The following is a 10449-nucleotide window of genomic DNA, read 5'->3' on the forward strand; positions in this document are numbered from 1 at the left end:
TCGCCGGTACACCATTGGCAATCAGGAATTTGACCACAGCCGTTGCACGGGCTGAGGATAGTTCCCAATTGTCGCGATAACGGCCCGTGCCGGATAGCGGCACATTATCCGTATGGCCGTCCACACGCAGCACCCAGTTGATATCGTCCGGTATTTCCTTATTCAGCTCTACCACCGCATCGGCCAGCTTTTTCATTTCTATCAGGCCTTGCGGATTGATATCTGCTGAGCCGGTCGGAAACAGCACTTCTGACTGGAAGACGAAGCGGTCACCGACAATACGGATATTTTCACGATCGGAGAGAATCTCGCGTAAGCGTCCGAAGAAGTCGGAACGGTAACGGTTCAATTCCTGTACCCGCTGGGCAAGCGCCACATTCAACCTTTTACCGAGATCAGCGATCTTGGTATTGGATTCACGATCGCGGGCTTCGGATGCATTGAGTGCGTCTTCCAGCGCACCGATCTGGCGGCGCAGGGCTGCAATCTGCTGATTAAGCAATTCAACTTGCGACAAGGCTCGTGCGCTGACCTGTTTTTCAGCATCCAGCGTTGCAGATAATTCACCGGCACGCTGCTCTGCAGCCGCACCGGAGCCACCGGAAGCGAGCAGGCTCTGCAGGCGGGATTTTTCATTTTCCGCAGCGGTAAGTGATGCCTGAAGACCGGCCAGCGAATCTTCCAGATCCTGCCCCTTGCCGCGCTCCAGCGACAAAAGCTCGGTCAGTTCGCTGATCTGACTGTTGAGCCGGTTCAGCACAGAATCCTTGTTATTGACCTCTTGTGAGAGCAGAAACTGCATCAGCACAAAGACGGACAGCAGGAACATGATCGCCAGCAGCAATGTGGACAGCGCGTCCACAAAGCCCGGCCAATAATCAACATGGCGCTCACTGCGACGGTTACGGGATAAGGCCATCGGTTCCGCCTTATTGTTCGCGCTTGGTAGCGGAGAGGATGGTGTTCAGTTTTTCGACAGCCTGACGCAGAGCTTTCTGCTCTTCGGCCTGCCGTTCAACCCAGTCACTCATGCTCTGCTGGTCATGGCGCATGGTTTTCACCAATGCCTGCACACCGTCTGCCAGATTAGCCAGAGCAGCGGTTGTGCGCTGGCTGGTGCCATTGCCGTCCTGCATCGTTTGCAGACGGTCGGAGAACAGGCGGATTTCTTCCAGTGTTGTATTGTCGTTTTCCGCATCAACGCGCAGGTCGGAATTCAGATCGGTGACCGAGGACAGCCAGTTTTCCAGTTCCGTATAGAAACGGTTCTGGGCGCGACCGGATTGCAGATCGAGAAAGCCGAGAATCAGCGAGCCGGACAGACCGAACAGGGAGGACGAAAAAGCTGTGCCCATGCCGCTGAGCGGTGCCTGCAATCCGCTCTTGAGCGAATCCAGCACCGTGCCGGTATCATTGGATTTCGGATCAAGGGACTGAATGGTCTGACCGATGGAACCGATAGTTTCCAGCAAACCCCAGAATGTACCGAGCAGGCCGAGAAATACCAGCAACCCGATCAGATAGCGGGAAATATCGCGGCTTTCATCAAGGCGTGTGGCAATGGAATCAAGGATCGAGCGCATCGATGTGGCGGATAGTGCCATAGACTGGCGACGGCCGATCATCGCCCGCATCGGTGCCAGCAGCACCGGATCCGTCGCGCCGTCATCACCGTTGCGGAAGGAATTGACCCAGCGGATTTCCGGCACAAGGCGCAGAACCTGAATGAAAGCCAGTATGATACCAACCAGCAATACACCGAGAATCAAGCCGTTGAGGCCGGGATTGGTGACGAAGAAAGTCTGGATCTGCCGTACCAGTACCAGAGCCAGAAAAGCGACAAGAGCGAGGAATATAATCATAATCATCATGACCTGCCGCGGGCTGGAAAGCCGGTTCGGGTCGTATTCTGTTCCCATGCTGATATCCCGCTGCGCCATAATATTCTCTCGCCTGAGCCTGATGTGTTTTGCTTCAGATGCTGTTCTGCATTGTCTGAAACCGCTTTGTGATACAGGACGCTACTGCAAAATTTTCAAAACTGAAACTTTTATTCCTGTCATATTTCCGACTGTGGCAAGCTATAGCATGTCGCGGAAAAGTGGACACCGGTTTTCCGATAACGACATGCGTAAAAATAAGGCGATAGAGCGAGCGCTATGATCCAATCTGGACGTAAACCGCTCTAGAGCGGTGAAAACGGGTGCAGGGCATAAAAAAATCCCCCGCACATCAGAGATGAACGGGGGATTGGTGATTTCAGCCTGATCGTTTTATCAGACCGGCTTTTTGATTGTCCGCAGCAGCTGGCCGTGAATAAGCTCATTACCGGCTACGATGTTTTTCTGCTCATACATGTCCTGCTGGCCGTTTTTGTCGGAGATAAAGCCACCGGCTTCACGTACCATCAGAATACCGGCTGCCATATCCCAAGGGGACAGCGGCTCATCCCAGTAGCCGTCAACGCGACCGGCAGCGACATAAGCAAGCTCCAGAGAAGCGGCGCCAAACGCACGCATACCGGCGGCTTCACCCATAACATTGCGCAGTTCGATGAGGTAGTGACCATGCTTGCCGCGACCCAGATGCGGCATACCATGGGTAATCACAGCATCGGAAAGCTTGGAGCGGGCTGCAACGCGCAGGCGACGGTCGTTGAGGAATGCACCGCCACCACGCTCAGAGGTGTAAAGTTCGTCGGTTGCCGGATTGTAGATTACACCGGCAACAACCTGTCCCTGACGCTCAAGAGCGATGGAAACGGCAAAGGTCGGAATACCGTGCAGGAAGTTGGTGGTGCCGTCGAGAGGATCAACGATCCAGCGGTGCTGGCTGTCAGCACCTTCAACCGCGCCGCGTTCTTCCATCAGAAAGCTATAATCAGGACGCGCACGGCGCAGTTCGCTGAAAATAATATCTTCGGCTTTTTTATCGGCCTGACTTACATAATCGCCCGGGCCTTTGAGCGAGACCTGCAGATTCTGTACTTCACCAAAATCACGCGCCAGTGAGCGTCCGGCCTTGATTGCGGCCTGAACCATAACGTTGAGAATTGCTGAGCGCGCCATATTTTTCGTCCTGTCAGTGCATAAGTCCGGTGCTGGCTGAAGTCTGCATCGCCGGCCGGTACAATTTATGCGTTCGTGTCAAAGAGAAAACCGCTAAGCCTCACCAAAGACGAGGGGCAGTTTTCATGTGTGGAAACCGGCTGGCACAGACGTTAAATGTGAGCAGCGTCTGTTCGCCGGATAATCTTTTATATGCATAAAGATCATGCATAAATAATATCTGAGCTAAAAGCGAGAGACTGTTTAGAGCATAGTCCGGCACGGCCGGATCAGATCGACGCAGCCCAATAATATGAGCACGCGCACATTCTCCGAAAAGTGCTTTCGTTTTCTGGATCTATTCACAAATGTCAATGTGCTTAACAGCTTTTTCATCCGCAAAGCATGCCTTGCGGATGAAACAATATTTAAATCCTGAAGAGTACAGGTGGTATTCTGAGCCGGATCAGGCGCGGGATACGTAGGTCAGTTCGTTGGTGTCAACGATAACGCGTTCGCCGGATTCAATGAAAGGCGGCACGAGAATACGGATGCCGTTTTCCAGAATTGCAGGCTTGTAGGAAGAAGCCGCTGTCTGGCCTTTAACAACCGGATCAGCTTCGGTGATTGCCAGTGTAACCTGATCTGGCAGACGAATGCCGATCGGGCGTTCTTCGTGCATTTCAACGGTGACCATCATGCCGTCCTGCAGGAATGCAGCGCGCTCACCAACAAAGTCTTTGTTCAGTTCGAGCTGTTCGTAGCTTTCGGTATCCATGAAAATCAGAGCTTCACCCTGTTCATAGAGGAAAGAGAAGTCTTTCTGCTCAAGACGGATGCGTTCAACAGTTTCAGCAGAACGGAAACGTTCATTCAGCTTGGTGCCGTCGATAAGGTTTTTCAGTTCAACCTGATTATAGGCGCCGCCTTTACCTGGTTTAACCGCGTTGCATTTAACTGCTGCCCACAGGCCGCCATTGTGCTCAATGACATTGCCGGGACGGATTTCGTTACCGTTGATCTTCATATTCGTTCAATCCGGAATTAGTGTGAAATTTTCTCTGATTTACCCTTTGAAATTCTGCGTCGCTTCGCGCAAAACCGGTGGCGGTTTGGCAAAAAATGCCGCAGGCGGTATCAGAGGGCTCTCAAGCCATATCAATCGGGGTTTTCAAGACCATAAATCTGCAATTTTAGCAAGTCTGATACGATGCTTTGCCGGACTTCGGGCTGCACTAGAGCATAATTTCTTAGACTTGAATCAGTTTAAGCGAAAATTATGCTCTCATTTAAAGTGTTAAAGCGCTGTGCGCCTGATCGGGCGCACAGCGCTCTATGTTAATAAAAATGCAATTTTACCGGTCAGCGCAGATTGTTTGCACGGGCGATGGCCTGCTGAATTTCTTCATCTGTCAGCCCGTCCATGAAAGAATCGAGGTCTTTGGCATTGAGTTTTGAGCGCCGCGCCAGAATATACCATGCCGCAGCCTCAACCGAATTACCGTCTGTGCCGATGCCGTCACGATAAAGCCGTGCCACACGCGCCATGGCTGCAATATTGCCGCCGCGCGCTGCTGTCAGCATCCAGCGGAAACCGGCATCATAATTGCGCTCGCCGCCGCGCCCTTCGACCAGCCATGTGCCCAGATCAAGCTGTGCTGTGTCATAATTTTTACGGGCAGCACGTAATAAATATTCGCGCGCCTGCGCATCATCGCGCTTGATTGTTGCGGTGCCATTGGCAAGCAGCTGACTGACAGCATATTCACCATCGGCCAGTCCGGCATCTGCCGCTTTCTGGAACCATGGTGCGGCTTCATCCAGCCCTTTGGCTCCGGGACGGCGCATCATCAGCATTTGCGCATAATTGAATTGTGCCATGGCATTGCCTGCCTCGGCCGCTTTTTGCATCAGCTCTTCAGCTTTTTTCGCGTCCTTGGTGACATAGATGCCCTGAAGCAGCATGGCGGCGTAGCGGAACTGGGCTTCATGTTCGCCTTTTTCTGCGGCTAAGCCATACCAGTGCGCTGCTTGTTTCTGATCGGATTTGACACCAAGGCCACGGGCATAGATTTCTGCCACCAGCGTTTGCGCTGCCGGATCACCGGCTTTGGCGCGCTCCATACCAAGATTGAAGGCTGTCAGATAAAGACCGCGTTGAAATGCACCGAAGGCCGGATCGGCAATTTTGTCCCCGAACCGGTTCTCGTTAAAAGCGGGCATGGCATCGGTTGTTGCCGGTTGCTGAAGCATATCAGACTTTTCAGTCTGATTTTTCGACCATGATCCGGCAAGTTCCGGAATAGTGAAGCCGGTTGAAACCGCCGGTACATCCATAGATGCGCCGGTCGGATCTGCCGGCTTATCCGTCTCTGTTTTGTCCGTTTTGGGTTTGTCAGCTTCAGGCACTGTTTTCTCAGGTGCCGGTTTTGCGGCCTCTGCAGCCATGACAGTGGTTGCCGGCATAGATGCCGCTGCGGCAACCAACCAGAAAGCACAGGTGCTGTTGAACAAAACGGATTTTTTCAGCATGGTCTAACTCTGTTACTCTTCAGTCTCAGCCGCGCTCATCTCATCGAGCTGGCGGTTTGCATCGGCAATAACCTGTGCAGGATCTTCTGCGGAAAACACAGCCGTACCCAATGCGATAAATTCTGCATGTGTGGCAAAACAAGCCGCGAGATCATCCAGTTTTGCACCAGCCTGCAAAATAGCCGGAATCTCGACCATTGCCGCCCACCATTCAGCCAGTGAAAGATTGCGCGGATGGGCTTCCGGTTTGGTATCGGCACCGATTTTGCCGAAGAACATATAATCCGGCTGCAACTCACCGACTTCCAGCGCTGTGTGGCGCTCTTTCACATTGCCGGTGCCGACGATCATTTTCGGCGTATAGCGCTCAACAGCATCTGCAATATCGGCCAGAGAGCCTTCAATATGCACGCCGTCTGCGCTGACACGACCGGCAGTGCGGGTGTCGTTCAGAATAATGGCTGCGGCGCCTGCTGCCTGAATTTTGCCAACGGCCAATGTTGCAAAAGCCTGAAAGGATGCCTCGTCGGTTTTCCCGTTGTCGAGAATGACGCTGGCAATGTCGCCTGCAGTCAGGGCTTTATCCAGCGTGGCAAGCAGCGTATCTGCCGTATGCTCTTCCGAAGAAGGAGAAGGGACAACCAGCACCAGACGCGGACGGTTTGCAGGAAATTTCATCAGATAAAGCCTCATTGAGCGGGCGCCAATAGCCCATAAAAATGGCAAAGTTCGGGAATTGCACAGTGTAAAATATGCAATATACCGGTCATTATCTTCTGTTTAGAGCATATTTGCCAAAAGATAACGCGGTTTTTAAAGACAGGTGCAAAAACATCGGAGCGCTGTCCTTTTTCCCCGAATTTCCCTTCGATCTTGATGCTAACAACTTATTGACATTGTCGTTTTGTTTAGTTCTGGAAAATAATGTGATGGGGGTAAGCAGTAGCTTAGCCGCTTTCGTGTCCCATTTGAGTCGTATTGTTGTATGCAGACAAAAACTGTCTGCAGGACATGTTTTCGCTTCTTGAGAGATGAAAACATTCAGGCAAGTCAGGCAAAAGGCAGGCTGGCAATGACAATACATAATGCAGGACAGATGGTGAAAATGCGCGATACGCGTCTTGATGTTTTCAGGGCGCTGGCATTGCTGACGATTTTCATCAACCATGTTCCGGGCACAATTTATGAGAAATTCACGCATCGCGAATTCGGTTTTTCCGATTCTGCGGAAGCTTTTGTGCTGATTTCCGGTCTGGCTGTTGCGCTTGCCTATAGTTCCAAATTTGTTGAAGGCAATCGCCTGCTGCTGTCATTGAAAATGGCACGCCGGTCGATGACGCTTTATATGGCGCAGATGATGACAACGCTCATCACACTGGCGATTTTCGGTTTTACGGCAATTTATATGAAACGGCCGGAAATGCTGGAAATGATCAATATCAAAACTGTGATGGAACAGCCTGCGCAGGCTTTTGTCGGTCTGGCCACGCTTAGCCATCAGCTCGGCTATAATAATATTCTGTCGCTCTATCTGGTGCTGATGCTGTTTGCGCCGGTCATGCTTTATCTGTCGCGGATCAGCATTTCGCTGATGCTGACGATTTCCGGTTCGATCTGGTTTCTGTCCGGCTATTATCATATTGCGCCGGTGAATTATCCGACACAGGGCGTGTGGTTCCTCAATCCGCTGTCGTGGCAGTTTCTGTTCGCCATCGGTATTGGTGCGATGACCTATGTGAAGCAGGGCGGCCGCTTTGATCAGAACCGTCCGCTGATGATTGCGGCGATCGGTTATCTGGTTTTCTCCCTGCTGTGGCTGCGTGTCCCGCATCCGAACTGGGATATTTCCTTTGGCCTGCCTGCGGTGCTGACCGGTTTTGACAAGACCTATCTCTCGGCAACCCGTTTGTTGCATGTGCTGGCGCTTGCCTATGTGATTGCCGGTATCCCTGCGCTGTCGGAAAAAGCCCGTCTTGATATGAATCATCCGCTGGCCTTGCTGGGTAAACATTCGCTGCCGGTTTTTGTAGCCGGTACTATTCTGGCGATGGTTGGTCAGGCGCTGCGCCATGTCTATCCGGTGAGCCTGTCCTTTGACACCTTGCTGATTGCGGGCGGTATTATGGCTCAGTTTGCGCTGATCTATTATCTGGAATGGCTGCCGCGTATCGGCTGGAAAGGCAAAGCAGTTTCGAAAAGCCCTGTGCCTGAAATTGCTAGATCTGCACGGGCGACAGAGAGCCGGAAGCCAGCTCCTATAGCTGTGAAGCCACGTTCGGTTCCTGCTTCCTGAAAGTGATAGAAACCGCATTAACCAAATATTAAAGTTAACAAAAGAATATAAGGCTATCCGGTTTTGCCGGATTCTTACCGAGTGGACTTGGTCCCTCTGTATGACGCCTCCCTGTTAAACTTCTGAGAGCCGCTTTTGCGGCTCTTTTTTTATTTCCGGACCTGCTTTGTTTATCCGCAGTTGAGAGCCGCTTTGTGGATAAAGCACTTCTGCTAAAATCAGCGGGCAGGCGTTGTTCTTGCCGGAGAATACAGGCGATTCTGCTTAACTATCTGAACAGGCTGACTCTATTCGTCTGGATAGCATTATTTGCTCTGGCAAGCACAAAATCACAATTCATCTTTCTTTAACCATATTATTGCGCGAGCGTGTATGAGCGTGCATTTTGCTTGGATAGGCCATAGCCAAACGGTTTTTTACGATCACGCTTTGTGATGCAAACGAGTGAAGTGCAGCCTGATTATGGGGGATTCGCCTGTTTGGCCGGTTATAAACCGGAGAAAATACGGTGCCTTACGTGGTCGGAATGCTTGTCAAAAATTACAACTGCGTTTCAGTGAGTTGCAGTTGCCAGTGAGCAGAACAAGATGATGGAACAGACACATCGCAGCGAAAACAGAGTGCCGGACAATATGATCCGTCTGTCGGAGCGTATGGTGTTTTCAGACAGTTTCAAACCGCTTTACAGTGAAGGTATGGCGCTGGTGGAAGAAGCCGCCGCTTATCTTGACGGTGAGGGGAAAGACGCTGCGCGTTCCCTGTCTCACAAGGCTGCAACACTTTATGCCGCTGAATCCATGCGTCTGACCTCGCGTCTGATGCATATTGCCTCCTGGCTTTTGCTGCTGCGTGCCAGCCGTTCCGGAGATATGCCGCGCGAAATGGTGGCAAAAGAGAAAGCAAAGGTCAGTCTGGAAACCCATTCTGCCGGTGAAAAGACCGCAGGCTGGAAAGAACTGCCGCAGGCTTTCCGCGATATGATTGCGCATTCGCTGCATCTTCAGGATCGCGTGCGTTGCATGGATGGTGACAGCTATCATCAGCCGATCCGTGAACTGGTTGAGTGCAAGGGTAATCCGGTTTCGGATCAGATCATTCTGTTGCGCACAGCATTTGGCAGTAATTGATCTGCCGGCGCTTGTCGCGGAAAAGTGGGCACCGGTTTTCCGATAGCGACATGCGTAAAACAAAAAGACAGAGCGAGCGCAGTGGCTATGATTTAATGCACACGCTCTGGCATCTTCTCCCGCCCTAAAAATGCGATGTTTCCATTTTGTTCACATTTTGATTGTTGAATGGACCTTACACAAGGTAAGGTCAGCATATGAAACAGGCGATTCGCATTATTGGTATTGATCCGGGCTTGCGCCGCACCGGCTGGGGCGTGATTGAGTCCATGGGTAATTCCCTGCATTTTATTGCAGCTGGAACTGTCACCTCTGATGACAAAATGGATCTTGCCTCGCGTTTATGCCAGTTGCATGAAGGATTGAGCGCTGTCCTGCATCAGATGATGCCGGATGAGGCGGCTGTTGAGCATACTTTCGTCAATAAAGATGCAGGTGCTACGCTGAAGCTGGGGCAGGCGCGCGGTATTGCGCTGCTGGTGCCTGCACAGGCCGGATTGCGAGTGGCTGAATATGCGCCGAATGCGGTGAAAAAATCCGTTATTGGTGTCGGCCACGGTGAAAAACAGCAAATTCATATGATGGTCAAAGTGCTGATGCCGCGTGCGAGTTTTGATACCAGCGATGCGGCGGATGCGCTGGCAATTGCCATTTGTCATGCCCATAACCGGCACAGCTTGTATAATCTGGCGGAACTGAAGAAAAGCGGGAGGATTGCAGCGATATCATGATCGGGAAACTGAAAGGTGTTGTCGATGAAATTGCTGACGATCACGTCATTCTTGATGTGCATGGGGTCGGCTATGTGGCTTTCTGTTCTGCGCGCACGCTGGGCAATCTGCCTTCAGCGGGTGAAGCGGCTATTCTGCTGATTGAGACCTATGTGCGTGAAGATGTGCTGCGGCTTTATGGTTTCGGCACGGCATTGGAGCGTGAGTGGTTCCGGCTGTTGCAGAATGTACAGGGCGTTGGTGCCAAAGTGGCACTGGCAGTGCTGGGCACATTAACGCCGTCTGAACTCGCCAATGCCATTGCTTTGCGTGATATTGCTATGGTGTCCCGTGCGCCGGGTGTCGGCAAAAAAGTAGCCGAGCGCATCGTAACTGAGCTGAAGAATAAGGCGCCTGCATTTGCCGGTGATGCTGCGGCCAATATCGGGCTGAAGCAGGAAATCGGTGAGGGTGTTGCCTCCACAGCAGTGAGTGATGCGGTTTCTGCGCTGAGTAATCTCGGCTATTCACGCGATCAGGCTGCCAATGCGGTGGCCAGTGCCTTGCGCGAGGTCGGAGAAGATGCAGATTCTGCCAAGCTGATCCGGCTTGGATTGAAAGAACTGGCGCGATAAGAGCGTTGCTTGAGAAAATGAATGCGGGTGTAACTGATGAGTGATGAAGATCGTCTGATTTCTGCGCAAAAGCGCGGGGAGGATACGGACACGGCTTTGCGCCCG

The 10449-nt window shown here is 52.0% G+C and carries 10 protein-coding genes; 4 read left to right on the forward strand and 6 right to left on the reverse strand.

All coding sequences use genetic code 11. The features are described from left to right. The 6 genes from A918_RS0107790 to A918_RS0107825 all read right to left on the reverse strand — a co-directional run. Positions 1 to 919 (reverse strand): peptidoglycan -binding protein (locus tag A918_RS0107790; protein ID WP_022710516.1); only part of this gene is annotated, 919 nt, incomplete at its 3' end. Between the two features lie 10 nt (positions 920 to 929). Further along, positions 930 to 1940: a MotA/TolQ/ExbB proton channel family protein gene (locus A918_RS0107795; protein ID WP_022710517.1), complete on the reverse strand. Its 1011-nt coding sequence runs from the start codon at positions 1938 to 1940 to the stop codon at positions 930 to 932. A 336-nt stretch (positions 1941 to 2276) separates the two neighbouring features. After that, a complete protein-coding gene (locus tag A918_RS0107800) occupies positions 2277 to 3068 on the reverse strand; it encodes an inositol monophosphatase family protein (protein ID WP_022710518.1) in 792 nt (263 codons plus the stop codon). Between the two features lie 445 nt (positions 3069 to 3513). After that, complete coding sequence (gene efp, locus A918_RS0107810) at positions 3514 to 4074, reverse strand: elongation factor P (RefSeq protein ID WP_022710520.1); 561 nt, start codon at positions 4072 to 4074, stop codon at positions 3514 to 3516. A 335-nt stretch (positions 4075 to 4409) separates the two neighbouring features. Next, the gene (locus tag A918_RS0107815) at positions 4410 to 5579 is read right to left on the reverse strand and encodes a tetratricopeptide repeat protein (RefSeq protein WP_371257508.1); all 1170 of its coding nucleotides are present in this window, start codon (positions 5577 to 5579) and stop codon (positions 4410 to 4412) included. Positions 5580 to 5591: 12 nt separating this feature from the next. Next, positions 5592 to 6257, reverse strand: coding sequence for a thiamine phosphate synthase (locus A918_RS0107825; protein WP_022710523.1), 666 nt, complete (start codon positions 6255 to 6257; stop codon positions 5592 to 5594). 394 nt (positions 6258 to 6651) lie between these two features. Here A918_RS0107825 and A918_RS19845 point away from each other — a divergent pair, with 394 nt between their 5' ends. The 4 genes from A918_RS19845 to ruvA all read left to right on the forward strand — a co-directional run bounded on the left by A918_RS19845 (position 6652) and on the right by ruvA (position 10344). Next, entirely contained in the window at positions 6652 to 7872 is a 1221-nt protein-coding gene (locus tag A918_RS19845; RefSeq protein ID WP_033315971.1) for an OpgC domain-containing protein, read from the forward strand. 620 nt (positions 7873 to 8492) lie between these two features. Further along, positions 8493 to 8999 (forward strand): DUF1465 family protein, encoded by a 507-nt coding sequence (locus A918_RS0107835; RefSeq protein ID WP_028233530.1) that lies wholly within the window; start codon positions 8493 to 8495, stop codon positions 8997 to 8999. A gap of 197 nt (positions 9000 to 9196) precedes the next feature. Continuing rightward, complete coding sequence (gene ruvC, locus A918_RS0107840) at positions 9197 to 9730, forward strand: crossover junction endodeoxyribonuclease RuvC (RefSeq protein ID WP_022710526.1); 534 nt, start codon at positions 9197 to 9199, stop codon at positions 9728 to 9730. Then, a complete protein-coding gene (gene ruvA / locus A918_RS0107845; protein WP_022710527.1) occupies positions 9727 to 10344 on the forward strand; it encodes a Holliday junction branch migration protein RuvA in 618 nt (205 codons plus the stop codon). Before ruvC ends, ruvA begins: the two co-directional genes overlap by 4 nt. Positions 10345 to 10449: the final 105 nt, after the last annotated feature.

Origin of the sequence: Pseudochrobactrum sp. AO18b (assembly GCF_000409565.1) — a bacterium.
Classification (GTDB): domain Bacteria; phylum Pseudomonadota; class Alphaproteobacteria; order Rhizobiales; family Rhizobiaceae; genus Pseudochrobactrum; species Pseudochrobactrum saccharolyticum.

Excerpts from the sequence above, each read along its gene's own strand:
- A918_RS0107795 (WP_022710517.1), bottom strand. The coding sequence starts at position 1,940 with ATGGCGCAGCGGGATATCAGCATGGGAACAGAATACGACCCGAACCGG.
- A918_RS0107800 (WP_022710518.1), bottom strand. The coding sequence starts at position 3,068 with ATGGCGCGCTCAGCAATTCTCAACGTTATGGTTCAGGCCGCAATCAAG.
- efp (WP_022710520.1), bottom strand. The coding sequence starts at position 4,074 with ATGAAGATCAACGGTAACGAAATCCGTCCCGGCAATGTCATTGAGCAC.
- A918_RS0107815 (WP_371257508.1), bottom strand. The coding sequence starts at position 5,579 with ATGCTGAAAAAATCCGTTTTGTTCAACAGCACCTGTGCTTTCTGGTTG.
- A918_RS0107825 (WP_022710523.1), bottom strand. The coding sequence starts at position 6,257 with ATGAAATTTCCTGCAAACCGTCCGCGTCTGGTGCTGGTTGTCCCTTCT.
- A918_RS19845 (WP_033315971.1), top strand. The coding sequence starts at position 6,652 with ATGACAATACATAATGCAGGACAGATGGTGAAAATGCGCGATACGCGT.
- ruvC (WP_022710526.1), top strand. The coding sequence starts at position 9,197 with ATGAAACAGGCGATTCGCATTATTGGTATTGATCCGGGCTTGCGCCGC.
- ruvA (WP_022710527.1), top strand. The coding sequence starts at position 9,727 with ATGATCGGGAAACTGAAAGGTGTTGTCGATGAAATTGCTGACGATCAC.